The sequence below is a fragment of the Nostoc sp. genome, from assembly GCF_036917415.1.
Lineage (GTDB): Bacteria > Cyanobacteriota > Cyanobacteriia > Cyanobacteriales > Nostocaceae > Nostoc.
The window spans coordinates 13,799-40,258 of sequence record NZ_JBALDJ010000036.1 but is presented as its reverse complement, the minus strand read 5'-3'; the positions used below and the strand labels follow the sequence as shown (position 1 = coordinate 40,258).

Here is a 26,460-nt window from a genome sequence, read left to right as displayed (position 1 = left end):
CTGACTTAGTGGTAGTGTAGATCGTTACTGCCATACAAACACTTTGGCTTCGTATGGCCCTAAGTCAGTTATTATGCCATCATCACCAGCTTCGACATCATAATTGCCTGTCCACTCGTGCCATGTACCAGTGCTAGGAAAGTTAGGAACATGATAGTCAGCTAGGAAGTTTTCTGAGAAATTTGCAATTACGACTACACGAGAACCTTCATCATTCCAACGAGTATAAGCTAATACTTTTGCTTCAGGATTTTCGTGGATAAAATCGATATTTTCTGTGTAGAGAGCATGATTGCTTTTACGCAGGTTGGTTAAACCTTTGTAGGACTCAAATAAACTACGATTTAAATCATTCCCTAACAGCGTCCATTCGATTTTGGATGATTCAGGTTGTTTAGGTTTATACTCGCCAAATTCTTCTCCCATCCAAATCAAAGGTACACCAACAGCAGTCATGAGGATGGCTACTCCTAATTTAGCCCGCCTAAAGGCTTCTTCGTCAAAAATCTCACGGTTCCCCAGTTCAACCATAAGATGATTATGGTCGTGGTTGGTGAGATAATTTACTACATTGGTGGCACCCAAGAAGCCTTGGCGCTTGCAGTCAATGACATCTTTCAGACGCTCTAAATCAAATGTATCACCGCAAATATGTTCTAAAATGCAGTGATAAAAACTATCATGCCAGCAACCATCCATTGGCCCATCTACATTGGTAATGCTGGTAGTTTCAGGAATGTGTTCGGCAACATTATAAAAAGGCTTCATGCTTGCAGTTTTTTTGGCTTCCTGAACAATCCAGTGCATGAAGTCGTAGTTAGCAATTTGCCGCGCCGCATCATAGCGAATACCATCAAGATGATATTCCCCAATCCAAAAACGGATTGTTTCACCAATAAATTTCCACGCTGGCTTAATATCTAATTTTTCGTCATAATGTTCGTAATTAAACTCAGGTCCCCAGTTATTATCAGGGTCACGAGGTTCGTGATGATACCAATAATCGTGGTCAATTTGTGTTAAAGGAGCAGATGCTTCTGAGTGGTTATAAATTCCGTCAAGAATTACACGAATGCCTTTGCCGTGACACTCGTCAATCAAATTTTTCAACTCAGCAGTAGAACCATAACTAGATTCTGTTGCAAAGAAGTGGCGCGGATTATAGCCCCAACTATAATCACCAGGATATTCTTTAAGTGGCATTAACTCAATAGCATTGATTCCTAGTTCGCACAAATAGTCTAACTTTTCAACGACGTGTTTGTACTTACCTCGTGCATAAGGATCGTCCTCGCCACCAGAAAAGTCACCAACGTGCAATTCATAAATTACTAATTCGTGGTCAGCAGGTAAAGGTTTATCATCATGTTGCCAAACATAAGTATCGGTAATCCTTTTCCCATCTTTGACCCGGATAACACCATCATCTTTTCCACTTTGTTCATCTATATCAGTTGCATGAGGATCTGTAATATCAACCCATTGCTCTGGTTCAAAAAACCATGAATTTGATTGAACGCGGAATTTATATTTATAAACGCCGTCTTCTAGTTCAACACTTGTGCGGAAATAACCATCATCACCTCTTTCCATTGGAATTTCTTGCCAATCAGAAAAAGAACCAATTAATGCTGCTCCTTTGTTATAAGGTGCAAATAAATTAAATTCAATTGGCTTTGACATAGAAGTGTTTGTAATATCAAGGGTTGATAGAGATATTCTCTGATGCTCAATAGAATTTGCAAATCGCTCTAGAGAAATAATTCAATCGGGAGTGCTTCTATCTTCAGGAAGAATTTATGAATTATTTATAAAAATTAACTATTTTGATTTTTGGCTGTTTATAGCATTTGTTTCTTGATTAAAATGCAGATTTACTATGTAGTAAATATCGCGTATAAAAATAATATATGTGAAATGTTTTTCTGTTGGCTGTCATTAGTCATTAGTCATTTGTTCTTTGTAATCACAAATGACCAAGGACGACATGACAAAAATTTTCACAATCTCATTTAGGATTGCTATATGTTTTTAACACTATTACATATACAGCAGTTTTCTTTTACATGAATGAAGTACAAAGCTATGGGTTTAAAGGCAGGAGGTAGAGGTAAAAACTGTTTATATCTGATTTGTAATTCTAAACTTTGTACCTCATTTACTTACAAATTGGTGTAGAGGCAAAAAGTCATTAAATAAAACAATTGTTTCTATGAAATTAAAACACAGATGATATTCGGTAAAAGTTAGAATATTTTTTACCAAATATTTACTGCAAAATTCCTCTTTTTTGTTGTTAGCTTGTTATTGTAGATAACTTAATAACCAATTCGCCGCCGTTGCTCTGCGAGTTTGCCGAGGTCCAAATTCTCCAATTTTGTAACCTTTGAAACCCAGTTTTTCTTTTAGCATTTGTTTATTTTCAGCAGGAATGGAACGAGTCAACTTGACAGTTGCGGGGCGAGATTGAATGAAATCTGGTGGTTGTGGGTATTCATTATACCATTCTGGTGCGACTTGGCTAACGTCCCATTGTGCAATTGAGGAGTCATAGCGATAGCCTAAATAATGCCATAGCAACTGGTTGACTGTGGCATCATCAAGTTTATCGTCAAGAATTGCCCAAATTGTTTCTGTATTAAGTGGTGGCAGGTTAGACATAAACAATTCAAAATTCCAAGTGTAAAAACTGACTACTGATTAAATTACAGCAGTTTTCAGGTATTTAGACTAGGACTTAAATTAGGAGTAGGGTAGTTTTATTACTAGAAAAGCGCTGGAAATATACAAAAACTAGTAGGTATTAAGAAAGACCGGGATTAATTTCGCGAGTTGGAGTTAAAAACAGATTGTGTATACACAAACTAGGTAGACTGGAAATCGTAAAGATTAGACCAGTCTATGCAGAATTCCACAGCACTGCCAAAGATTATCCGCGCCCATGTATTCATTTCTGGCCGAGTCCAAGGAGTAGGTTATCGCTATTCCACTGTTGATACAGCTAGGCAATTAGGATTAACCGGTTGGGTGCGGAATCTCCCCGATAATCGAGTAGAGGCAGTTTTTGAAGGGGCGCGAGAGGTTGTAGATGACATGGTTCGCTGGTGTCACTCTGGGCCACCTGCTGCTGTGGTTAAAGATGTTGTGGTTGAATATGAGGAACCAGAAGGATTACGGGGATTTGAAGTTAAGCGGGTTGAGTAAATAGTTAGTCATTTTTTCGCTCAACTAATGATACCAATGGGGAGTATGTAAAATTCCGGTTTGAACTGCCATTTGGGACAGACTACTAGTTTACCGCCTGTGAAAAATTTTGATTACAATGCAGATGTCCACTAGGCGGCGTGCTGTCTATCCACATAAATCCAGAAGATACTCAATGAGTAATCAATTAAAAGACTACAACCCCAGCGGCGTAGGTGAAATAAATGGCAACTTCTTAGGTTTGCCCTGTGATTATGAGTCTGCAAACTTGATTATCTTTGGTGTGCCGTGGGAAGTCACTGTTTCCTATGGTGCTGGCACTGCTAATGGTCCACAGCGAATTCTAGATGCTTCGACTCAACTAGATTTGTTCGATTTTGATCGCCCTGATGGCTGGAAGCAGGGAATTTTTATGAAAGAAATTCCCCAAGATATTTTAGAGAAGAACACATACTACCGCACTTTGGCAGCAAAAATTATCGGGCGATTAGCCCAAGGTAAACAACTTTTAGATACACCAGATTTAACGTCTGTCCTCACAGAAATTAATCAGGCTGGTCAACAGGTGAATCAATGGCTGTTTGAAAATTGTCAAGCAGCAATTAATAATGGTAAGCAAGTTGCAGTCATTGGTGGAGATCACAGTTCGCCTTTAGGTTATTTCCAAGCATTAGCAGCTAAATACCCAAAATATGGTATTTTGCACATTGATGCCCACGCAGATTTACGCGATGCTTATGAGGGATTTGAGTTTTCCCATGCGTCGATTATGTTTAATGCGATGAAAATACCGCAAATTTCTAAGTTAGTGCAGGTAGGTTTGCGTGATATTAGTCATGATGAAGTGCAAATGATTGACCAATCTGATAGTCGCATTATTGCTTATTACGATCCCGCTATTAAGCAAAAGCTTTACTCTGGCACAACTTGGATTGATTTATGCCGAGAAATTATCAGTCATTTACCTGATTATGTTTATATTAGCTTTGATGTAGATGGTTTAGATCCAAAACTCTGTCCGAGTACGGGTACTCCTGTTCCAGGTGGGTTGGAATTAGAGCAAACTTTTTGTCTGTTCCGGGAATTGGTCAATAGTGGAAAAAAAATTATTGGCTTTGATATCTGCGAAGTTGGTGATGCGGAGTGGGATGGTAATGTTGGAGCGCGAGTAGTTTACAAGCTGGCAAATTTGATGGATTTATCAAACAGAATTCAGGAGTCAGGAGTCAGAATTCAGAATTAATTCTATACGACACTTCTCTAGGTTCGCGCAGCGTCTAGCAGACAGACGCTTTGCGTAGCTTGCTTCCACGAGTGGTACAACAGGCTCACCGAAACAGTGCTGAGTGCTGAGTAACGAGTGCTGAGTAAAAAAGTAATAATTGCACTCAGCACTTTATGTTTGAAGCCACGGCTTTTAAGCCAAGGAAAAAAAAATAAATATTTATTTTGAAAAGAGTGCAACAAGAAATAATACGTCCAAGATCAATCCCCTAGATTTATCTATGGGGTTACTGTAAGCCGAGGCACTCCTGAATACATCGCTGGGGGATAGCGTAGCGTTAGCGAGTCCGCGAGCGTCTGAACAAGAGGGTTTAAAACCCCCACTAAATCATTCGCGTAACGTCTCTGAAAGAGAAGATTTAGTGGTTTTCAATCAGTGGCGGTTCTGTAGCAACATCCCGCAGGATATCCCCCACTGATTGTTCTGACTCCTGAATTCTTCTTCAACCAGAATTTATAGCGGTTCTCGTTTGTGTGCAGTACAGTTTTGACCTCACTTCCATTCCTCTCTCCTTAGAGGAGAGAGGCTTTGAATCTTACTCCCATTCCCTTGCTCTTAAGGGGTTGGGGGTTAGGTCTGTATTGGACTCAACTGCAAACTGGTATATATTAAGGAACAAACAATCAGTACATCAGCGTCTGTCTCTATATCTCTCTTAAAACACAAATACTAAACTAATTCCAAGTGCAGAAGTTCTGGAATTATATACTTTATTGTCTACTTAGTGACTGGATACTATTTTTTAGTTCTATTTTATTATGAAAATTATGCTGAAAAACTACTTTAACACCAATCAAGGGCGGATTTTCACTGCTTTGATTTTGACTGGAATTTTGTCTGTTGCTAGCGGTTTAACACTTGTCAAAAGTGCGACGGGCGCTTCTGCGAATTTATCTCTAGAAACAAGCAATGAAGTTCTTAAAGACAATATTAAACCAAACCGCTTGCCACGTCCAGTAGCTAATGCGGTACTGCGAGATTTAGCGCGCAGGCAGGGAATTTTTACTAGACAACTGCAAATTATTGACTACAATCAACAGACTTGGCGCAATGGTTGCTTGGAACTGCCTCAAGCTGATGAATTCTGCACCCAAGCCTTAGTTCCTGGTTGGCGGATTGTGGTATCTAATGGCAAAGAAAACTGGGTTTATCATACCAATAATAATGGGCGATCGCTACGTTTAGCTTCGGCAAACACTCCTTCAGAAAATCTCCCAGATAAATTACCTACATCTGTAAAAAATGCTGTTTTACAAGCCGCATCCAGACGTTTACAACAGCCAATTTCTCAGTTAACCATTATTGAGGCTCAACAGCAAACTTGGAGAAATAGCTGCTTAGAATTAGCTAATGCTGATGAATTCTGTACCCAAGCTTTGGTATCAGGCTGGCGGGTGGTTATCGGCAAAGTTGACCAAACCTTGGTTTATCATACTAATCAAACAGGTTCCGCACTCAGGCTGAATCAAAAGGCTAACGAAACTACACTGGGGCCTGTGCAAATTCCAGCTAGTGAGTTACCACCACCGTTAGATCGAGATATTGTATTTCGCCAAATCTCCAGTGGGGGTTTTGCTGGCAGAACCTATGAGACTGTTTTACTCAAAGATGGGAGACTGATTCGCGTGCGGATTGGTGATGCTAATGATTCTGACCGTAGTGTTCGCCGTGTTTCTGTGCAACAGGTACAACAATTTGTGCGATCGCTAGAACGTTCTCAGTTTAGTAAATTTCGGAATTTGAGTTACCCAGCCCCCAATGGTGCTGCTGATTATATCACCTACACCCTCACCAGCCAAGAAGGTACGGTTCAGTACAACGATATTTCTCAAAATAACCTGCCAAAGAATTTACAGACAGCAGTCAAAGCCTGGAATCAAATTGTAGCCAGCGCACAATCATAAACTTCATTGATGGAATTGAAGAATAAGAGAGTGACGGGAACCTAGCTACAGACTCGCCACTCTCTTATCAAGTGACGGGTTTCAAATTTCCCAGATGCTGGCGATCGCGCTATCTTGAAAAATCAACTTTCAAGATAGCGAAACTAATGAAAGGTGTTTACGACAATATGTTATTTGGAATACTAATCTAACTCACCGTTTTGTAAAATACCACATAGGATTAAAATTAAATATGAAGGCAAGTATTAAGTATCATTTGCTCAAAAAGCAATATTATATTAAATTGTCAATACTCCAAAAGAAGTATATTAAAAATATTAATCAAGCTTATTTAGTTTAAATTGATGGGTAAGCAAGTTTGTAGTAAGGACTAAAGTGCTTATTACAAAACCTCTTGCACTAGCTTAAATGTTGCACTAGTACAGCACGACGCATATCTAGTGGTCTGTGTCATTAATTCTGAGGGGTAAAGGAACGAACCACAGAGGCGCAGAGAACACAGAGTAGGAGAAAAACAGAGAGATTAAAAATGAGTTTACCTAGCAAAATTAATGGGACAAACCACTAGCTACTATCTCAATTAACTAGATAAGTTGCTCTGAACAACTTGTTAAAAGTAGGCAAACTTCCGCCACAGCAAACTAGTCGTTTTTGCTCAACTATACTCGATTGATGTGAAAAAATAACACACTTAATCAAGTAATATAAACTTAGTAAAAAACCTGAGTAATAGTAACTTTTATATATTTTGTAAAAACAGGCTTATATATTAATTAAACATTTTAAAAAATAGCTAAAACAATCATGAATCGTACTGAATTATTAATTATGATTACTGAGTTATTAATTCTCACTATGATAGCGATGGCGTCATCTAGCAAAAATTAGCGCAGCAAGCCAAGGCGAATCTGCTATCAAGTACTTTAATCTCATACAGAAATTACATGGAACAAGTAATTACTTCAATGGCAGATGCTTTGTTAGTAACCAGTAATTCAGGAAAAATAAAAAAAGTAAATCGTGCTGCTCAACAATTATTTGGTTTTCAGGAAAAAGAATTAATAAATCAACCAATATCACTAATTATTGATGAGGATGAACTTTTAATTGAAGCTATTTATCAACATTCTTATTTAAAACGTAATTCCCAGAATATAGAAGTAGTTTGTCGAACAAAAACTAGAGAAAAACTGTTGATTGCTTTTTCTTGCTCAGTGATTCCCAAAAAAACAGAAGGGCTAGAAGATATTGTGTACATAGGTCGGGATATTACTGCTTGGCAACGCCGAGAACAGCGTACAAGTGCCCAGTATTCTATTACTCGCATATTATCAGAATCACAGAGCATAAAGCAGGGAATTCCACAAATTTTGCAGTCGATTTGTCAAAACTTGGGATGGGATTTAGGCGAACTTTGGACACCAAGCCAATATATTGGCACTTCGGTACAAGGAGATAGTCTCAATGCAGTACTAAGGTGTGTGGAAATTTGGTCAAGTCGATTAGTTTCTGTGCGAGAGTTTAAAGCAATCACTTGGCAAACTACTTATACACCTAGTGTTGGCTTACCTGGTCTAATTTGGATCAGACGTTTGCCTTTGTGGATTAAAGATATCACAGTAGATGGAGATCAAAGGCGATCGCTATCGGCTGGGGAGGCTGGATTGCACGCAGCTTTTGGCTTCCCAATTTTAGACGATAGTGAAATCTTAGGAGTGATGCTTTTCTTTAGCCGGGATTTACTACCAAAAGATAAAGACCTATTGCAAATGATGGGTTCTATTGGTAGCCAAATTGCCCAATTTATTAAACGCAAACAAGCAGAAGATGCTCTTGTAGAAAGTGAAGAGCGATATCGAGATTTATTTGAAAATGCTAATGACTTGATTCAATCTGTCAATCCATCTGGTCGTTTTTTGTATGTCAATCGGGCATGGCAAGAAACTTTGGGATATAGCGAAGCTGAAATTGGGAATATGAGTATTTTCGATATTATACATCCAGAGTTTAAACAAAGCTGTTTGCAAAGATTTTATCGCGTGCTATCAGGAGAAAAGCTTGGGCAAGTAACAGCTATATTTGTTACTAAAGACGGTCAAACAATCTTTCTAGAAGGTAATATTAATTGTAAATTTGTTGAAGGTCATCCAGTTGCGATTCGCGGCATTTTTCGCAATGTAACCCAGCGAGTAGCAGCAGAAGAAGCACTTCGCTATCAGCAGAAGGAAACCGAACGTTTATTGCTGAATATTTTGCCAGTCGCAATTTCTAGAGAAGTGAAAGAACAACCAGCTAGCATTGCCGAAGACTTGGCTGATGTCACAGTTTTATTTGCAGATATCGTTGGCTTTACCGAAATTGCTACTTCTATGAGTGCAATTCAACTGCTGAACCTACTCAACCCAATTTTCTCAGTTTTCGATCGCCTCACCGAACGATATAGTTTAGAAAGAATCAGAACCATTAACGATGCCTATGTGGTGGTTGGTGGCTTACCTACACGCCGCCAAGATCGTGCTGAAGCGATCGCTCTGATGGCACTAGATATGCAAACTGCGATCGCTCTATTTAATACTGAGAATAACCAAAATTTCAGCATCCGTATCGGCATCCATAGCGGTTCAGTAATGGAGGGAGTCATCGATCTGAATAACTTTACTTATGAATGTAAAGACACAGTAAACATCGCTAGCTGTATGGAATCCCAAGGTATTGCTGGTAAAATCCAGGTTACAGAAAATACTTATAAGTGCTTGTGTGATGAATTTGTATTTGAAAAACGAGGTGAAATTGAAGTTAAAGGCAAAGGGAAGATGATAACTTATTTGTTGATTGGACGGAAGAGATGAGGGCATTAGAAAAGAGGAGGCAGGAGGCAGAAGTTCTTTAATTTTGAATTGATTTCTCCTCCTGCCTATCCCTTAGTGAGTATTCGGAATCAGCCGACCACAGGGATAAGTTGCTGTTTGCTGTGAAGCACTTTCGGCAACTGCTGCTGGAATCCGATCCGATGGTTGGGTTTTGGCTGCTAGATAGTCTTTTTGCAGTTTCTCTAAAATGGCTTCTCGCCTGTCATACACACGCTTCAGGGGACGAGGCTGGCATTTGTTTAACACATACGCACTCACCAGTGGTAGAGCGATCGTGTTATCGGTATAACAAACGATTGTGTTAGGTAACTCCTCCGGGTCAATCTTACCCCAACTGACAGCTTCCGATGGGGTTGCTCCAGATAAACCGCCTGTATCTGGACGTGCATCGGTAAATTGCACAAAGTAATCGTGTCCTCGTTCTTCCAACCCCAAAACCTCGTGAAGTTGCGGTTGGGTTTGTAGCAAAAAGTTTTTAGGACTACCACCACCAAGAATTACAGCCGCACTTTTACCTCCTGATTCACGGGCATTATATGCGATCGCTGCTGTCTCATTCACGTCAATTGATGGATCTATCACCAACTGCGAACCTTCCAATGCTAAAGCCGCCACGTTCATCCCAATTGAGCTATCTCCTGGAGAAGACGTATAAATCGGTACGCCATATTCATAAGCTGTAGCTAGCAAGCAGGAATGCTGCACACCCAATTGCTTTTCTACTTCTCGGACATATTTACCTAGTAAATAGTGAAATTCAGCCGTTCCCATCCGCTTTTGAAACGCTTCTCCTTGCAGAATCTTGCGGATGAACGCATCAGTTTCTAGCAGCACATCGTAACCAAAGATAATGTCATAAATGCGGATCGTGCCTTCTTGACGCAGTTTCACATCATCCAAAAACGGATTACCAGCAAAGAGTTCAAAACCCAAACCATAGTGCATATCGTGGTAAAGATTTGCACCAGTGCTAATCATCCAGTCAATAAAGCCGTTACAAATTAAGGGTGCAAGCGCTGAAACCCCAAATCCTGCCGGCGTCATCGCACCAGAAAGGCTAACTCCCACCGTGACACCTTCTGTTAAGACATCGCGACTCAGTAGTTGGCAGATTTCCCGCAACCGCGCTGAGTTGTAAGCAGTGAAGTATCGATCGATCAAATCCACTACACTGATATCATTTGATATTGGTGTAGGGGCAATTTTTTGACCCAGCTGTTTAGACATTTTGGCACTCCCGAACAGTAAACACGCCGCCGAATCTAATGTTATCTAGCTTTCAGTCAAAGTGATAGCAAGACTTTTTGATCACTAACTTGAAAAAGCAAGTGAGGAGTAGGAGAAGAAACCTTTTTCATCCCTTTTGGGATTTTTCGATAATTAGCTGTCTTGAAACCTTATAAGCATTTCACAGGCACATTAGTCACATTACTGAGAAATTGCACCATAGCTTCACTAGCATTGGGTTGTATACAATTCCTGACGGGGCGATCGCTTCTTCCGCCTCAGCCCGTAGCCAAAGCATCAGAGAGGGTGCGCAGGATATCTGTCGCAAAGATTTTTGAATTGCTATAAGTCACAAATGCTTATAAGTAAGTCGGTGTGAAAAAACACAACTATGTTAGGAAAGATAAATGAGGCTAAAATCCCCTTCCCTCCTGCCTCATCCCAACTATAAATATTTATGCCGTTCTACTTACCAATTCAATTAATGATTGCAGCACATCCTTGGGTAAAGACGCGATTCATCGCGTCTCTACAAATGGTCTATTTGTCGCATTCTTTTTTCAAATTGGTATGACCTCGCGGTTACAGCAGTTTGATCGCACTGCCGTCACTGAGTTGCCCTGCCTGTTTAAGGAGTACGGACTAGACGCACTCGGCATCCTTGAAGATGTGGAAATTGGTTTGTAACTTTTTTGGGTGGAATATGAGTCAATTTTGCTAAACTTTCAGTTAGCCTGAAACTCATAACTCACCACTCAGGACTAATGCAAAATAGGCAAGAACAAATTTCGCAAGTGGTAGTGACTGCTGGGCAGATGCGCGATATTGAAAAGCGGATCTTTGCAGCGGGAATGCCTGTAGTTGCTTTGATGGAAAAGGTGGCGGGATTAATTGCTCGTCGCATTCCAGAGATTTTTTCAAACACCCCTTTGTTAAGGGGAGCTCGTGTGGGAATTCTTGTTGGCCCTGGTCATAATGGCGGCGATGCTTTAGTCGTAGCCCGTGAATTATACTTTCGTGGGTATGAGGTTTGGATTTATTCTCCTTTTTCTAAGCTTAAAGAATTAACTTCGCAGCATTTGCAATATGCCGAGAGTTTGGGCATTCCAATTTATCAAACAATTGAGCAACTGCCAGATTCTGATTTTTTGATTGATGGCTTGTTTGGATTTGGTTTAGAAAGAAACCTGACCGATCCCATCGCCTCTGCAATTAATCAGCTAAATGAATTGTCTGTACCGATTTATAGTATCGATTTACCTTCAGGTTTACACACCGACACAGGCGAAGTATTGGGAACTGCCATTCGCGCCACTCACACATTTTGCTTAGGTTTATGGAAACTAGCTTTCTTCCAAGATCGAGCGTTGGAATATCTTGGTAAAGCTGAGTTAATCGATTTCGATATTCCTTTTGCTGATGTAGAAGCTGTTCTCAAAGATGCTCCTAAAATTAAACTTATTACACGAGCAAAGGCACTTACTACTTTACCTTTACCCCGTCCAGCAGTTACTCACAAATATAAGGAAGGACATTTACTGCTGATTTGCGGTTCGCGGCGCTATGCAGGTGGGGCAATTTTAACTGGTTTGGGTGCTAGGGCTAGTGGTGTCGGGATGCTTTCGATTGCCGTACCCGAATCCCTGAAATCTCTTTTGGTGTCACACTTGCCAGAAGCACTAATTGTCGGTTGTCCAGAGACGGAAAGTGGAGCCATTGCCCGCCTACAACTACCAGAAAACACCGATCTGAGTTCCTTTAATGCGATCGCTTGTGGTCCCGGTTTAACACGAGATGCTACGCCCATTGTGCAAGAGGTAATTAAAAGCGATCGCCCTTTGCTTCTCGATGCCGATGGCTTAAATATCTTGGCACAAATGGGAGCGATCGCCACATTAAAAAAACGCCAAGCAGTAACCGTACTTACACCCCACACTGGCGAATTTGAGCGATTGTTTCCTGATGTCACCGATGCCAAAAATGACAGGGTGCAAGCAGTGAGGGAAGCAGCCGCGCAAAGTGAGGCGATAGTGTTGTTGAAAGGGGCGAGAACTGCGATCGCCAACTCTCAAGGTGCTGTTTGGATTGTTCCTGAGAGCACACCCGCTTTGGCACGTGGCGGTAGCGGCGACGTGTTAACTGGGCTGCTAGGTGGATTGTTGGCGCAAGCAGCAACTAAACAGATTCCCGTAGAAGATATTGTAGCAACTGCTGCTTGGTGGCATTCCCAAGCAGGTATTTTAGCAGCCCAAGAGCGTACCGAATTGGGTGTAGATGCGTTTACATTGACACAATATTTGATAAAAGTTCTAAGTAATTAAACAGCTTTTAACTATGACTCTAAAAATCCAGACCGAAAAAGCAAAATTATATGCAAGTACTAGTTTAAAGATAAATCAAGAAACAGAAAATGAAAAAGTTCTATGTTCTCATTGTCAGCGCACCGTTACCAACGGTATTAAATGTAAAGGCATTTGTGTGGCTGACAATGACTATTAAAGGAATAGCACTAAGAAAAGCAAAAAGGCTTGTGATTTAAGCGGTTTGTAATTGCTTGCGTAATTCGTGCCAGGGTTTGGTCATTAAGGAGTAAGCTTTCGGGCGACGTTTCTTTACTCGCGCTTCACTGCGACCTGGGCGTTCTGGAACGTGCGGCGGCGGATAATACCGCCCATCGACTCTACCTAAATGAACCTTAAAACAGGTATCTTCCCGAATTAGGGCGATCGCTTGTGCAAACGATCGCCAAACTTTTCGGTCTATTGAAAGTAATTTAAACTCAAATATTGGATTTGTATAATTTTAATTGAGAATGGGCAATAAGTAATTTATTTACTATTACCCATTACCAACCTTAACTAACTACCGCCTCCGCTTTTTCCTCAGCTTTTTCTTTCACTAAAACATAAGGCTTTTCTGCACCTTGTACTAAATACTCAGCTAGCTGACTTTCAATTTGATCGCGGACAATTTGGCGATACTCCAGAAAATGCTCGTTGTGGGCGCAAGCAGAAATGTAATGTTCAATAACTCCAGGGTTACGCTTGAGAATGCTGAACAAATGATGCCAGAATTTCCAGCGGGTTTCCCGTTTGATTCCTTGTCGCCAAATCACAATCAGCAACGCTTTTACAACTACCCACTCTGGCATTTTTGCTGGGGCTTTCCAACTTGGTAAACCCATCATCAAGAAACAGCGATAGGTGCGATCTAAGTACTGTACTGGGTCGTATAAAGTACAGAATGCTTCAATATATTCTCTGGCGAGTTCTTCCAGGGGACGGGTGGGGAGGAAGTTCATCAATGTTGTTTGGTTAATGTTACCATCTTGATTTTCCCGTAATCGTCCTTCTTTTTTCAGGCGATGCCAAAGCGCGGTATTGGGTAACGCTTGTAACATAGCAAAGGTAGTTGAGGGAATTGCTGCTTGTTCAGCAAAGCGGACAATGCGATCGCCTGCACCTACTTTTTCGCCATCAAAGCCGATAATAAACCCAGCCATTGGGCGCAATCCCGCTTTAGTAATGGTTTGCACTGCCTCAGTTAGAGAACTGCGAGTATTTTGAAACTTCTTGGTCATTTGCAAACTATCTTCATCCGGTGTTTCGATTCCCAAAAACACCGCTGAGAAACCACACTCAACCATCAACTCCAACATTTCTTGGTCTTGTGCTAAGTCCACTGAAGCTTCCGTGTCAAATCGGAAGGGATACTTGTGTTCTGCCATCCAGACTTTTAACTCTTTCAGCAACAATTTTACATTTCGCTTGTTGCCAATAAAGTTGTCATCTACCATGAACACACCCCGCCGCCAACCCAGTTCATAGAGGTAATCTAACTCTGCTAACAGTTGGGCTGGGGTTTTGGTACGCGGTTTGCGCCCGTAGAGAACAATAATGTCGCAAAATTCGCACTGGAAAGGACACCCACGCGAAAACTGTACCGACATCATGTCATAAGCGTTCAATTCTAATAAATCAAAGCGGGGTATTGGTGTGCTTGTGACATCAGGTTTTTCTGTGGCGCGGAAAGTCCCAGATGTGTCTCCCCTTTTTATTGCCTCAATAAACATGGGTAGCGTGATTTCTCCTTCATCCAGAATGAGAAAATCTGCGCCAACATTTTCAACTTCATGAGGTACAGAGGTGGGGTAAGGGCCACCAACTGCAACTAACTTGCCACGTTTTTTCGCTTCCTGAATTTGCTCAAGTAAATCTTGTTTCTGGACAATCATCGCAGAGAGAATTACTATATCTGCCCACGCCCATTCTGCTTCTGTTGCGGGGCGGATGTTACGATCAACCAGTTTGAATTCCCATTCTTGGGGCAAAATCGCCGCTACTGTTACTAAACCCAGAGGTGGTAATAAAACCTTGCGATCGACTAACTCCAAGATTTTTTCATAAGACCAAAAGGTTTTGGGAAATATTGGATACACTAACAAGATTCGCATTTAGTATCAATCCTCACACTTTGATTGTTATCCCACTCTAACGAAAATAAAGAGTTATTGACTTTTTATTAAAGTTGTTTTATTTTACCATTGATATTTTTAACTTCAATGAAGGGACTGGGGAGCAGAGAGGAAAGAGGTAAGTTGCCATTCTTCACCTATACTCAATGACGCCAGTCGCTAATGGAGAAAACCCCAGAGGTTCTCTACAAAATTAGGATAATTTTCTGCTAATCTTTTACAAACCTTGTCAAAAGCCACAGATTATAATCAATTTTTAGCCTTTTCAACACCGCTAATTTTCAAAACATCACTCATGGTTGCACAATAATTTGGCAGGCCGAAACTATCGGGATTGATGAATTTTTCGTATGTAAAATGCCGATAGTTCATGCAAAATCGATCCCAAGCGGCCATCCGAATGCGGAACAGAACAATAATCAAATTAGCCAATGCTATAGATATGGGAATGCGAAAGTAAATCTTTTTGCCCAGATAAGCACAAACTTGTTTCACTGCTTGATTAGCAGTTAATGGTGCCTGACCTAAAACAAGCCGACGTGGGCGATCGCTTTCGGGAGGGCAATCGATCAAATATCGCACGACAGTGGCAATATCTCGTGCGTGGATAAAGTGAAAACTGCCATCTGCTTCCAAAAAGCGAATCAAATTAATATATTTCGTAACTTCTGGAATGCCATACGTGAGGTGAGAATAGGGTTTATTGGCATCACCACCTAATACTAAAGTGGGAAATACTGTGGTAATTTTAGGTGCGATCGCTAATTTTTCTTTTTTCTCTAAGCACTCATATTTAGAACGGATGTAATCTGTTCCAATTTCCCCGGCTTCTTTTAATGGTTGATTGTAGCGATCCAAAACGCTAGCTGTCGAAAAATAAATCACCTGTTGGCAACGTTCTGGATCTAGCAGTTCGAGTAACTCTATAGTCTTGACGACATTAATATCAAATGTCTCATCACCACCCCAAGCTGTAGCTGTGAGTACCGCTGTATCAATTGTGGATAGCAAATCAGCAAACTGGTGAATATTTTGCATATCACCTTGTAAAACGTTGATGCCTGAACGTACCTTGGTATCAACTTGCAGTTTGCTTGGGTTCCTAACGAGTAGATACAGTTCGCAATCTGTTTCTTTAATTAAGGCTTCTGTTAAATAATGACCTACACAACCACTTGCACCAGTCACTAAAATCCGTTTCTGGTTCATAAAGAATTTTTCAAAATTTAGGAGTTAAAAGTGAAGAATTAAAAATAAAGTTAAAAGTTCCGAATCAGGAGTTAAAAATAAAGTTATGAGTTAGAAGCGAGGAGTTAAAAATAACTCTCCACCTCACAACTAATAACTTCATAACTCATAACTCCTAACTCTTAACTCATAACCCATAACTCCTAACCCTTAACTCCTGCAAGATTCAATTCCTTTGCAGTTTCAAAGAAGAAAGCGACATTTTCTTCGGGAGTTTCTGGTAAGACACCATGACCGAGATTGAGAATATGACCCCAATTACCAGCTTTGCGAACGGTATCGAGAATGCGATCGCGGATAAACTGTTTAGAGCCGAATAGCACGCCTGGGTCAAGATTTCCTTGAACTTTCACTTGCTTACCCAATCTGGCTCTTGCATCTGCCATATCCACTGCCCAGTCTACACTGACTATATCAGCGCCAGATTGTCCCATTCTTTCCAACACACCCGCACTACCGCTAACTAGCAAAATTAAAGGTGTGTCAGGATGGGTTTGCTTGACTTGCTGGAAAACTCTCTGCTGATAGGGGAGAGCAAAGGTGTCATAATCTTGAGGACTCAATTGACCCGCCCAAGAATCGAACATTTGCACAACTTGAGCGCCACAGTCAATTTGGTAGCGGGCATAGATGGCGATCGCATCTGCTAATTTAGCTAACAGTTGATGCAATATCGTCGGATCTGAAAATGCCAGATTTTTGATAATGGAGTAGGTTTTAGAACCTTTTCCTTCCACTGCATAAGCTGCTAACGTCCACGGCGCACCCACAAAGCCCAACACCGTTGATTTATCGCCTACTTCCGAACGCAACGCCTGCAAAATTGTTTTGATAAATGGTAGAGCTGCTTCTGGTTCTAAAGGATGCAAATTATCAATTTGTTCTTGAGTGCGCAGAGGTGAGTGAATGATTGGCCCTTTACCTTCGGCGATGTCCATGTCAATGCCCAAACCAGGTAATGGGGTGACAATATCAGAAAATAAAATTACTCCATCTGGCCCAAAAGCTTTCCACGGTTGCAAGGAAACTTCAATTGCTACATCTGGAATTTCCGAGCGATCGCGAAACGAAGGATACTTATCTCTTAAGTCTCGATATGCTTTCATATATCGTCCCGCTTGTCGCATCATCCATACAGGGGGACGATCTACTACTTCACCACGAGCAGCCCGTAAGAGATGAGGAGTTGTTAAAGAAACACCCATTTATTACTTCATCCTATTTATGCCACTGTTTAGCTTATCATTCTGGGATTACGCTTTTCCAGCACGTTGTTAGGAAAAGGTGAGTAGCAGGGCATAAAGTAATATTATTTTATAATATTTTGATTATTGGATATAAGCGCTCGGTTGGCTTGACTACAGTAATTAATGCCACCAAGTGCCACAAATTATTCTTTTTTTGGCTTATCCGATGAAATCATCGCTTTGAGTCCCACGTAGAAATGCACCTCTGACTTATACATCAAGGGAACGCATGAGGAAAACTGCATGACAAATAACAAATGTGTCTCTACGTCAAGCGTAGAGACACATCCTTAAAGGTTTTCAATCGGTATCGCGATCAATTTATCCTTTCACTATCGCTTTATGTTGTGAGCGTTTGAAGAGTGAAGTCATACCACAAGCACCTATTGCTAACACACCTAACATTGCACTAGGTTCGGGAACGCTCTGGTTGGCTAGTCTATAAGCGTGGTTATCTGTTTCAAAAGCAATACCATTTGAGCGCATCACAACTCGGTCAAATGTTTCTCCTGTATCAGCTACAAGATTGACAAACATATTAGCTTGAGAGCTAGTCCAACTACCATCAGCTATAGCATTTGGCACATCTGCACCACTAAAACTCTTTAACAACTGATTGCCTTTGTAAATGTCAACAAAGTTGTAACTATCCAATGATCCTGCATAAAAACCGAAGTAATTAACAGCTTCTTTGAAGTTAATATTAACAAAACCACTGTCACCTGCAACATTACTACCTGATGGAGAAATTGTTAGATATTTGGTGTTATCCCCATAAGGTGAGGCGTATTGACCAGATACGCTACCTTGAACAATGTTAGAAGTAATATTAGAATAAGTAACAAATCCATTAGGATCGTTTGCTGTGCCGTCGTCAAAGGTGACAGTTTTGGCATCAGCGTAGCTAGAAAACGGACCACTGTTGACTTGCATAGTCACAGCACTAGCTGGATTTGCACTTACGATTGCAATAGTTGTTCCGATTAAAGCCAATGATAATTTTTGCAGCATTCTAGTAATAAAGCTTGAAGAACACAAAGATAATTAAGACTGAAATTTACTTTAAACCTAGCTATGAAAAGCTGGCTTAATTACTCCAACAAACGAAAAGTAAGTTACAAAGATTATTAGGTCTTTATATATAACTGTTGTTGAGTAAAACAAGCTCAAAGATGTAAGTTTATCTTGATGCTTTGTTATCCTATTTTCATTTTTATAACTTCCAAAAGATACGGTATATATACTAAAGTTTATTTAAAGATTATGTGAAGGTTATTGTGTAATTCTAGTGGGTAGGACAAACGCATATAAATTACTTTCGCTCCCAATCAAAGTTAAGAACCAACAAAAAATCACCATTTCTCGTTTGGTTTAGTTTTCAAGACTTAAAACGATGTCTACGATCGGCTACCCCTAAATGGATAGGTTAATGAGATTATTTCAGACTCTATTGAGAATAGACTTATATTATTAACATAATATCCTCGCCTTAGAGAAGTGGCGAGTGGCAAGTCGGGAATGGAAAATAGGGACTGGTGATTGAGAAATAGGGTAAAACAAGAATCAATATTTAATTGAGAATTCGGCAGGAATTAGTTATTCTCCCCCTGCTCACCCTACCTCCTTGATCTCTCTATTCCCTCACTCCCCTAACTTTTTATGCAAACTGACTCTAACAGTCCCGATCGTATTGCATCTGCTAATAACGAGCCTAATCCAGGAAAGTTTTTGATTCCGCGATCGCAGCGACAGAGGTTCTTTATTCAATTTACCTTAATGACCCTCATCGGATGGGTTGTGGGTGGCGTTGCTAGTATCGCTTTAGAGAAAATAGTTCTCCAAAATCTCTCACCTAATGTTGCTATCCAACCACAAACATGGAGCATTTTGGTTAGAAGTCTCAGTAACGTTGTATTTGCCGTGATTTTCGCCGCCGATCAAGCCCTTGTTCTTTATCGATATTTACCGGGTTGGCAGTGGCTATTTGCTACTAGTGTAGGTTGGCTGATTGCCAATGGTGTTTCTACAGCCTGGATTAACTACATTTCAACTATTGCCTCATCATCTTCTGAAGATACTTTGATTTTTGGATTTTTGTCTGCGATCGCATATATAATTTCTGGAATTTGGCTAGGGATTTGCCAATGGCTGGTATTGAGGCGATATACAGCAGGCATTTGGTGGTGGAATTTTTTACCCTCAATCTCTTTCTTCTGGATCGCTATTTTGGTTTGGTTGCTTTTTATTATGCAAAATTTGATTCCAGAAACCTACCGTACTCCCATACTATATTGGAGTGGACAAGGATTGACAGCAGTTATTTTGGGAGCCATACCAGCAATTGGTTTGTGTACATTGAAAAGAAATTTACATTCCAAAACTGGAGTTTCTTCCTGAGTTTTATCGATATATTCCATAACCTTAATATTTATGACTCGCCCGCGCATTCTCCAACTCGGTCAAAGTTATACATTTAGTAAGTATTTTGAATTACCTTATGCCCCAGCAGATATCTTGGCGGAACTAGGATGTAGTTACGAACGCGCATCGCTACAACTACCACAATATTCAGGTATAATTGACTATTTAGAGTTTTTACAGCGTTACTTACGGCGCAATATCATGCGCGTAAATCCTATCAGTGAAGCTGCAAAACGTGAAGTTTTAATTGCTCCTATTTTGTTGGAAATTTGCGACCAAACGCAAACTCAACTGAATATTGAGTACCCAATTAATGTTAGCGAACAACTCAAAGGAAGTTTTGATTACTATATTTCATCTTCCAATTCACTGTTAGTAGTTGAAGCCAAACAATCCGATTTAAGCCGGGGTTTTACTCAACTTGCAATTGAATTGATAGCACTCGACCAATGGACAGATTCGCAAAGACCAACTTTGTATGGTGCTGTCACAAATGGAGAAGATTGGCGATTTGGAATATTTTATCGGCAAGATAAACGGGTCATGCAAGATATCAAACTTTATCGCGTTCCAGAAGGTTTGGAAGAATTAGTGCGAGTGCTTGTAGGAATTCTTACCAATGCTAGTAGTTAATTATGTACTCAAGTCACTGCACCCCAGAGGATACAACCAGTTCCCCAATCCCTACTACCCAATACCCAGTCCCATTTATTTGTTATCCCAAATCAGCTCTAAACGCTCTTGTGCTATTTTGAGAGCTTTTTCGGGAGACTCTCCTAGCAATGTAGCTTCTATAGCTCGACCGAGACTGTCAGAAAGACGGCTATATCCAGCAATAATCGGTCGGGCGCCAGCCAGAGGAATTTGTTCCATAAACACTTTTAACAAAGGTTTTTGGTTGATGAATTGCTGATAAGCTTCACTTTGAGTAGCTTTAAGGTTAACTGGTAAAAAACCGGTTCCCATACTCCATTCTTTTTGGAATTCTTCACTCAAAACATACTCTAAAAATTTGAGTGCAGCTTGCTCTCTTGCTGGTGTGGTCTTCATTAAATACATATTTCCAGTAGCTGTCACTGTAGCAGGCTTCATATTTGTAGGTATAGGAAATACGTTAAAATCAACATTGGATTTTATTATATAAGTCCAAGGGCCTGTGATCTGCATAGCAACACGACCTGCAATAAAAGCGTCTTCTTCATAACCTCGCTCTGGGGAAGAAAGTGTTGCTGAACCATCTTTTAATAGGTCTTGCCAAAATTGTAAGGCTGCGATCGCTCCTGCATTCGTCAAATTCGGACGGTTATTGGTAACAACTTCTCCGCCAGCGCTCAATAAAAAGGGGAACCAACTAAAGACAGTCCATTCTTCCTTTCCTAAAGGTAGTAACATTCCGTACTGTTCAGGTCGATTATCACCATTGCTGTCTATGGTTAATTTTTTGGCAACTTCCCTCAACTCTTCCCAAGTCTTAGGAATTTGCGTAATTCCCGCAGCTTGGAAAAGTTTAGGTCGGTAAAAAATTCCTAAATTGCTCGTGTAGAGGGGGATTGACCAAAGATGACCGTCTAATTTTAATTCTTCCCATAAGTTGGGGCTAATTTCCGACTTCAATGGCGATTTGTCCAGCCATTTTTCTAAAGGTCGAATTGCCCCTAGTTCCATAAACTGACCTGTCAATTGAGGGTCGAATGATAGAATATCTGGAGGTGCATTGCCCACAACTGCTGTTAATATTTTTGGCAATTGGGGTTGACCTACGAAGATAGATTCCACCTTAACATGAGTATGAGTCTGATTAAATTTATCTACTAGTTTGTTAAATACATCCCGATTAGTAGGGGGATTGATTGATTGCCATAAACTCAGATGAATTACTCCGTCATTCTTCTCAACTATCCCCTGACAACCATATAAAAATATCAAAAATATACTCAGAATAATTCCCATCAGCGAAAACCGCCAAACAGAATTGCTCAACTGGCAAAAAAAATTCGGAATTTGGGATTGGAAAAGGGTAACTTTCATGTCAATTTTTAGATTTGTTGGGCATCTATCACTTCACCCTTCTTAAACCACACTGCCGTGTAGTCAATTCGATGAAGATTAAATTGCTCCACTCTCAAACGTTCAAAATCATGTAAGGCTTTTTGACAACCATTCCAATGACTGTAGTCATCCACCTCAATCATCCCATTAAGAATAACACCTTCATCGGGTATTGAAAATATCCATATTTATTTTATCTATGAGTTCATTAACATCTTTATACTTAAAAATATCTACTTGATGTCTAATATTCTATAAAAAATATTTATATTCTTGCATCAGAGTGAAAATAGAATTTGATCGTGGAGGTGCAGGAATATAACCTCCAGCAAATAAGGCAATTTTCATGAAACAATCTCTCTATTTTAGAAAAATATTGCTCCAATATACTACATTTTGTCTCAATGTTTACGAGTGCTAATAAGTTAAACTGCTAAACATTTATTGTATAATACAATACGTTAATTTCATTGTGACATAACTTTTATGATAAATTCTACCACGCCCTCTTTCTTAAGTAGCTTTTTAGAAAATTCATTTCACTTCAAGCATCATCTACAAGATTTTTTCCATTTAGATATAGAAACCATAGAGACAAAGTTAGCAGCAACACAAGAAGAAATAAAAAACTTAGGACATAAAGATTTTAATTGGCAAGAAGCAAGTGCCTTCTATCGCGATCGAGTAGGAGAACTTTACTTATTTGAATTGGGGGCTTGGCATCTGTCAAGTCATGAGTATAAGAGTTGAATTGAATTTCATGTCTTTTGGGTAGAGCCACAGCGAAACCCAATAAGTACGTTGTTTCGGTGAAAAAATGATCTTTATGAAAATACATTAACGACGAAAATGCACCAGAAATTATTATTTATGTCCACTCCAATTGGTTCACTAGGTTCAGGATTGGGTGGCGGAGTGGAGTTGACCATCTCTAATATTACCAAAGAGATGCTGCGGCGAGGACACAAAGTAAAAATTGTCGCACCCCAGGGGTCTATTGGCAGTTCATTACCTATTAAAGAAATCCCTGGAGAACTCCAGATACCAGCCCAAAATCAGACTCGTAGTCAGCCAATTTTTATCCCAAAAAATTCTGTTTTAGCGAATATGTGGGATTATGCTCGCCTAGTGCAAGCAGATTATGATGTGATTGTGAATTTTGCTTATGATTGGCTGCCACTGTATTTAACACCATTTTTTAATTGTCCGATCGCCCATCTCATCAGTATGGGTTCTTTGACAGATGCAATGGATGAGATTATTGAACAAGTAGCAATCAATTTTCCGGGTACTATTGGTGTTCATAGTCAAACACAGGCAGCAACTTTTACATTTGCAGAACGATGTATTTGTCTGCTAAATGGTTTGGATTTATCTATTTATCAATTTTGTCCCGAACCAACTCAGAGCTTGGCGTGGGTAGGTAGGATAGCTGCTGAAAAAGGACTAGAAGATGCAGTAGCAGCAGCAGAAATAATGGGAATTACACTGAAAATATTCGGGTTAAAACAGGATGTATCTTACTGGGAGAAGATTTGTCAAGAATACCCTGATGCTCCCATAGAATATGTCGGATTTTTACCAACAGTTGAGCTACAAAAGGAGTTAGGTCAATGTCGAGCACTTTTAATAACTCCTCGTTGGATAGAAGCATTTGGAAATGTAGCAATAGAGGCGCTTGCTTGTGGAGTACCTTTAATTGCTTACCGTCGGGGTGGTTTAAGAGAAATTGTCCAAGAAGGCAAAACTGGTTTTTTGGTAGAACCTGATAGTGTCCAAGGTTTAGTAAAAGCTATTAAGCGTCTTGATCAACTTGACCGCCAAGCTTGTCGCCAGCAAGCAGAAACTTTATACTCTTTAGAAGCTATGGGCGATCGCGTAGAACAATGGTTTCAAAAAATCCTGAAAAAATGAATCGTAATAATGTCCTTTAACTTGGATATTATTTGATTTTATGTACCATCAAAACTTGTTGTTATAAAAATATTTGCGCGAAACTATGGTGCGATCGCTAATATTCCTGCATCTCCATCTAAAGTTACCTCTACACCCACTGGTAAGGCTGCATTGGGATTATCATGACCAAAAGGCAAATCGGAGACAATCGGAATCCCCAAATCACTCAAGCGATCGCGCAATACTTCTTCTACACTAAAACTAGATATAGTTGGTGGCGCTTCACAGCGAGTAAAACCCCCCAAAGCAATACCGCAGACTTGAGACAAAGCACCACTCAAACGCCACTGCGTCAGCATCCTGTCAATCCGATAAGGTGCTTCGGTAACATCTTCCAAGGCCAGAATTACACCATCAAGATGTGGCAGAATTGGTGTACCCAAAAGGTGAGTAGCCACTGTGAGATTCCCTGGTAATAAAGCGCCAGTAACCACACCATCCCCCCAACCGCAACCTTTGAGAGGGGTAAAAGAACCACCTTCTACCCAATCAAATAATCGCTTAATTGACCAATCTGGCTCATCTGCCAAAGTTGTCATTACAGGGCCGTGAACGCCGGAAATCCCTGCTGTATAAAGGCTCCATAATAAAGCTGTGATATCAGAAAAGCCTATCAGCCACTTGGGAAGTCCTGAGTTTGGCCAATTCCAATCTTCTAAGATGCGGGTACTGCCAAAACCACCTCTGGCACAGAGAATACCACGACAATCAGGATCTTGCCATGCTGCTGCTAGCTGTTGACGGCGGTTTTCGTCTGTTCCAGCTAAATAACCCCATTTGTCATCTATCTGGGGACTGACTTTTAATTGATAACCACGCGATCGCCAAATTTCTAGACTCTGTTTAAATTCTTCAAATTCTCGTAAAGCACCACTAGGGGCAATTACTCGTAGTAAGTCTCCAGGTTTTAGGGGCGGTGGTAAGATTTTGGCTGGCATGAAACAAGTTAGGAGTGAAAAGTATAATATTAACAATGCTGCAACTGTGTTAACAACACAACAACTTCATCAATTGCCTGCCGTATAACTGTTGCAGACTGATCCGACTGATTGACGATAATACTAAAAACCAGCGGCTCATATTTCGGCCCATTCATATATCCAGATAGAGAAATTACACTTGTTAACGTACCCGTTTTTGCTTGCACAATGCCCTCAGCAGGTGTATCTTGAAAGCGGCCTTTCAGAGTTCCACTTTTACCAGCCACGGGTAAAGATGCGCGATATATATATGCTGCTGGAGTTTTTGCCATTCCCCGCAGAGTTTGTACAAAAGCTTCTGGTGTCACTAAGTTACGACGTGATAAACCTGAACCATCCACTAAAATATAATTTGCTGGATCGACACCCAATTTAGTTAAACTTGCTTTGACAACTTCTAAACCGACATCAGCACTAGTCTGATTTTTCAGTCTGATTTTTTTCACAGCTAATGCTCTCAGCAGTGCTTCAGCATAAAGATTATTACTATTCTGAAGAGTTTCCATTAATAATTCAGCTAAGGGTGGCGACTCTACAAATGCTATTTCTTCTTGATTTACACCATCATTTATTACTAATGTTTGTCCCAAAGTAATTTTTTCTGTTGCTAAAGCAGTACGGAAGCGTCGTAAGAAGTAATAATTAGGATCGACTACAGGCAAATCTATTAAAGAGGGTTCTGAATTCGTTGCCAGTTGTCCTTGAATTCGTAATACTGTTCCTGACAATTCGCGGATAACATTGACATAGCTTGGTTGATTTTGGGGAACGGTTACTGACTGATTAATTATCCGCCACTGTTTCGCTTCGCCAGGATCGAGCCACACCACTTGCAAAGATTTACCTACAGCCTGCGGTACAAGTTTTAAGCTAAAAATATTTTGATTCAGAATAAAGCTACTGACTGGTGCGCCATAGTCTGATTGCACATCTTCCCATTGCCAGGTTGGGTTAACAATATTACCTTGAATAGAACTATCATCGGCAATTAACTGCTGAATTTGGGTAATACCTTTCTGTTTTAACTGCTGTGCCAATTTTTGCAGTTCAGTATCGCTTAAGCTAGGATCTCCCCTTCCGACAACACGTAAAACACCATTGCTATTCTGATAAATAGAGGTGCGAATCCGAAAATTAGCACCCAATTCCTGCAATGCAGCTGCTGTGGTCAGCAATTTGAGGTTAGACGCGGGAGTAAAATATTTCTGAGCATCGCGACTGTAAAGAGTTTGTCCGGTTGACAGGGGTTGTACCAAAATTCCCCAGCGCCCCCGACTAAATAAGGGACGATTGATTACAGCATCTATAGCTGTTCCCAGTTGGCTAGAGCAAATTGATTTTGTGCTAGTTGTTGGTGCAACTGGGGTTTGTGCTTTTGCAACTCTAGAACTAAATCCTATCTGGCTAGCCAAAAATATTAATAAAATACCCAGTGGTTGATTTAAAGTCTTAAGTTTCACCAATTTTCTTTATCCCAAAGACAGATATTTTTACCTTGCGAACAATTTTTTTCCGGAGAGAGAAGAATTGGCTCAGTAAAGTTACTTAATTAGTATAGGGAAGATGTTCACATGTTTCATACATAGGCGATCGCA

General features: G+C 40.3%; 20 protein-coding genes. 9 read left to right on the top strand and 11 right to left on the bottom strand.

Going from position 1 to position 26,460, the window contains the following annotated elements; all coding sequences use genetic code 11:
* Positions 1-24: 24 nt before the first annotated feature.
* Both V7K41_RS06745 and V7K41_RS06740 read right to left on the bottom strand, forming a co-directional pair.
* The gene (locus tag V7K41_RS06745) at positions 25-1,683 is read right to left on the bottom strand and encodes an alpha-amylase family glycosyl hydrolase (protein WP_334846651.1); all 1,659 of its coding nucleotides are present in this window, start codon (positions 1,681-1,683) and stop codon (positions 25-27) included.
* Positions 1,684-2,304: 621 nt separating this feature from the next.
* Positions 2,305-2,661 (bottom strand): DUF1823 family protein, encoded by a 357-nt coding sequence (locus tag V7K41_RS06740; RefSeq protein WP_334846649.1) that lies wholly within the window; start codon positions 2,659-2,661, stop codon positions 2,305-2,307.
* 240 nt (positions 2,662-2,901) lie between these two features.
* Here V7K41_RS06740 and V7K41_RS06735 point away from each other — a divergent pair, with 240 nt between their 5' ends.
* The 4 genes from V7K41_RS06735 to V7K41_RS06720 all read left to right on the top strand — a co-directional run bounded on the left by V7K41_RS06735 (position 2,902) and on the right by V7K41_RS06720 (position 9,242).
* The gene (locus tag V7K41_RS06735) at positions 2,902-3,204 is read left to right on the top strand and encodes an acylphosphatase (protein WP_292775585.1); all 303 of its coding nucleotides are present in this window, start codon (positions 2,902-2,904) and stop codon (positions 3,202-3,204) included.
* A 175-nt stretch (positions 3,205-3,379) separates the two neighbouring features.
* Entirely contained in the window at positions 3,380-4,447 is a 1,068-nt protein-coding gene (speB, locus tag V7K41_RS06730; protein WP_334846648.1) for an agmatinase SpeB, read from the top strand.
* An 800-nt stretch (positions 4,448-5,247) separates the two neighbouring features.
* On the top strand, positions 5,248-6,393 hold the full coding sequence (locus V7K41_RS06725; RefSeq protein ID WP_334846646.1) for a hypothetical protein: 1,146 nt from the start codon (positions 5,248-5,250) through the stop codon (positions 6,391-6,393).
* A 944-nt stretch (positions 6,394-7,337) separates the two neighbouring features.
* A complete protein-coding gene (locus tag V7K41_RS06720; RefSeq protein WP_334846644.1) occupies positions 7,338-9,242 on the top strand; it encodes an adenylate/guanylate cyclase domain-containing protein in 1,905 nt (634 codons plus the stop codon).
* 72 nt (positions 9,243-9,314) lie between these two features.
* On the opposite strand, the gene V7K41_RS06715 is transcribed toward V7K41_RS06720, so the two are convergent.
* Positions 9,315-10,490, bottom strand: a complete 1,176-nt coding sequence (locus V7K41_RS06715) for a homospermidine biosynthesis protein (protein WP_334846643.1) — start codon at positions 10,488-10,490, stop codon at positions 9,315-9,317.
* Between the two features lie 764 nt (positions 10,491-11,254).
* Here V7K41_RS06715 and V7K41_RS06710 point away from each other — a divergent pair.
* On the top strand, positions 11,255-12,811 hold the full coding sequence (locus tag V7K41_RS06710) for an NAD(P)H-hydrate dehydratase (RefSeq protein ID WP_334846641.1): 1,557 nt from the start codon (positions 11,255-11,257) through the stop codon (positions 12,809-12,811).
* Positions 12,812-13,344: 533 nt separating this feature from the next.
* Here the strand turns inward: V7K41_RS06710 and V7K41_RS06705 are convergent.
* The 4 genes from V7K41_RS06705 to V7K41_RS06690 form a co-directional block, all read right to left on the bottom strand.
* Positions 13,345-14,943: a B12-binding domain-containing radical SAM protein gene (locus V7K41_RS06705; RefSeq protein WP_334846639.1), complete on the bottom strand. Its 1,599-nt coding sequence runs from the start codon at positions 14,941-14,943 to the stop codon at positions 13,345-13,347.
* A gap of 270 nt (positions 14,944-15,213) precedes the next feature.
* Complete coding sequence (locus tag V7K41_RS06700) at positions 15,214-16,173, bottom strand: NAD-dependent epimerase/dehydratase family protein (RefSeq protein WP_334846637.1); 960 nt, start codon at positions 16,171-16,173, stop codon at positions 15,214-15,216.
* A 182-nt stretch (positions 16,174-16,355) separates the two neighbouring features.
* A complete protein-coding gene (gene hemE, locus V7K41_RS06695; protein WP_334846635.1) occupies positions 16,356-17,417 on the bottom strand; it encodes a uroporphyrinogen decarboxylase in 1,062 nt (353 codons plus the stop codon).
* 363 nt (positions 17,418-17,780) lie between these two features.
* Entirely contained in the window at positions 17,781-18,470 is a 690-nt protein-coding gene (locus V7K41_RS06690) for a PEP-CTERM sorting domain-containing protein (protein ID WP_334846633.1), read from the bottom strand.
* 648 nt (positions 18,471-19,118) lie between these two features.
* On the opposite strand from V7K41_RS06690, the gene V7K41_RS06685 reads away from it, so the two are divergent.
* Positions 19,119-19,856: a hypothetical protein gene (locus V7K41_RS06685; RefSeq protein ID WP_334846632.1), complete on the top strand. Its 738-nt coding sequence runs from the start codon at positions 19,119-19,121 to the stop codon at positions 19,854-19,856.
* 33 nt (positions 19,857-19,889) lie between these two features.
* Complete coding sequence (locus V7K41_RS06680) at positions 19,890-20,513, top strand: hypothetical protein (protein WP_334846630.1); 624 nt, start codon at positions 19,890-19,892, stop codon at positions 20,511-20,513.
* Between the two features lie 75 nt (positions 20,514-20,588).
* Here V7K41_RS06680 and V7K41_RS06675 read toward each other — a convergent pair whose 3' ends face one another.
* Complete coding sequence (locus V7K41_RS06675) at positions 20,589-21,908, bottom strand: ABC transporter substrate-binding protein (RefSeq protein ID WP_334846629.1); 1,320 nt, start codon at positions 21,906-21,908, stop codon at positions 20,589-20,591.
* Between the two features lie 8 nt (positions 21,909-21,916).
* Positions 21,917-22,072, bottom strand: a complete 156-nt coding sequence (locus V7K41_RS06670; protein WP_334846627.1) for a TylF/MycF/NovP-related O-methyltransferase — start codon at positions 22,070-22,072, stop codon at positions 21,917-21,919.
* A gap of 343 nt (positions 22,073-22,415) precedes the next feature.
* Between V7K41_RS06670 and V7K41_RS06665 the strand changes: the two genes are divergently transcribed.
* The gene (locus V7K41_RS06665; RefSeq protein ID WP_334846625.1) at positions 22,416-22,679 is read left to right on the top strand and encodes a hypothetical protein; all 264 of its coding nucleotides are present in this window, start codon (positions 22,416-22,418) and stop codon (positions 22,677-22,679) included.
* Positions 22,680-22,799: 120 nt separating this feature from the next.
* Entirely contained in the window at positions 22,800-23,843 is a 1,044-nt protein-coding gene (locus V7K41_RS06660; RefSeq protein WP_334846623.1) for a glycosyltransferase family 4 protein, read from the top strand.
* An 83-nt stretch (positions 23,844-23,926) separates the two neighbouring features.
* Here the strand turns inward: V7K41_RS06660 and V7K41_RS06655 are convergent, their stop codons facing one another.
* Both V7K41_RS06655 and dacB read right to left on the bottom strand, forming a co-directional pair.
* On the bottom strand, positions 23,927-24,823 hold the full coding sequence (locus V7K41_RS06655) for a S66 peptidase family protein (RefSeq protein ID WP_334846622.1): 897 nt from the start codon (positions 24,821-24,823) through the stop codon (positions 23,927-23,929).
* A 29-nt stretch (positions 24,824-24,852) separates the two neighbouring features.
* A complete protein-coding gene (gene dacB / locus V7K41_RS06650; protein ID WP_334846620.1) occupies positions 24,853-26,328 on the bottom strand; it encodes a D-alanyl-D-alanine carboxypeptidase/D-alanyl-D-alanine endopeptidase in 1,476 nt (491 codons plus the stop codon).
* Between the last annotated feature and the right edge of the window lie 132 nt (positions 26,329-26,460).

Bases quoted from the DNA above. Each gene is read 5' to 3' on its own strand.
- V7K41_RS06745 (WP_334846651.1), bottom strand. From the start codon at position 1,683: ATGTCAAAGCCAATTGAATTTAATTTATTTGCACCTTATAACAAAGGA.
- V7K41_RS06740 (WP_334846649.1), bottom strand. From the start codon at position 2,661: ATGTCTAACCTGCCACCACTTAATACAGAAACAATTTGGGCAATTCTT.
- V7K41_RS06735 (WP_292775585.1), top strand. From the start codon at position 2,902: ATGCAGAATTCCACAGCACTGCCAAAGATTATCCGCGCCCATGTATTC.
- speB (WP_334846648.1), top strand. From the start codon at position 3,380: ATGAGTAATCAATTAAAAGACTACAACCCCAGCGGCGTAGGTGAAATA.
- V7K41_RS06725 (WP_334846646.1), top strand. From the start codon at position 5,248: ATGAAAATTATGCTGAAAAACTACTTTAACACCAATCAAGGGCGGATT.
- V7K41_RS06720 (WP_334846644.1), top strand. From the start codon at position 7,338: ATGGAACAAGTAATTACTTCAATGGCAGATGCTTTGTTAGTAACCAGT.
- V7K41_RS06715 (WP_334846643.1), bottom strand. From the start codon at position 10,490: ATGTCTAAACAGCTGGGTCAAAAAATTGCCCCTACACCAATATCAAAT.
- V7K41_RS06710 (WP_334846641.1), top strand. From the start codon at position 11,255: ATGCAAAATAGGCAAGAACAAATTTCGCAAGTGGTAGTGACTGCTGGG.
- V7K41_RS06705 (WP_334846639.1), bottom strand. From the start codon at position 14,943: ATGCGAATCTTGTTAGTGTATCCAATATTTCCCAAAACCTTTTGGTCT.
- V7K41_RS06700 (WP_334846637.1), bottom strand. From the start codon at position 16,173: ATGAACCAGAAACGGATTTTAGTGACTGGTGCAAGTGGTTGTGTAGGT.
- hemE (WP_334846635.1), bottom strand. From the start codon at position 17,417: ATGGGTGTTTCTTTAACAACTCCTCATCTCTTACGGGCTGCTCGTGGT.
- V7K41_RS06690 (WP_334846633.1), bottom strand. From the start codon at position 18,470: ATGCTGCAAAAATTATCATTGGCTTTAATCGGAACAACTATTGCAATC.
- V7K41_RS06685 (WP_334846632.1), top strand. From the start codon at position 19,119: ATGCAAACTGACTCTAACAGTCCCGATCGTATTGCATCTGCTAATAAC.
- V7K41_RS06680 (WP_334846630.1), top strand. From the start codon at position 19,890: ATGACTCGCCCGCGCATTCTCCAACTCGGTCAAAGTTATACATTTAGT.
- V7K41_RS06675 (WP_334846629.1), bottom strand. From the start codon at position 21,908: ATGAAAGTTACCCTTTTCCAATCCCAAATTCCGAATTTTTTTTGCCAG.
- V7K41_RS06670 (WP_334846627.1), bottom strand. From the start codon at position 22,072: ATGATTGAGGTGGATGACTACAGTCATTGGAATGGTTGTCAAAAAGCC.
- V7K41_RS06665 (WP_334846625.1), top strand. From the start codon at position 22,416: ATGATAAATTCTACCACGCCCTCTTTCTTAAGTAGCTTTTTAGAAAAT.
- V7K41_RS06660 (WP_334846623.1), top strand. From the start codon at position 22,800: ATGTCCACTCCAATTGGTTCACTAGGTTCAGGATTGGGTGGCGGAGTG.
- V7K41_RS06655 (WP_334846622.1), bottom strand. From the start codon at position 24,823: ATGCCAGCCAAAATCTTACCACCGCCCCTAAAACCTGGAGACTTACTA.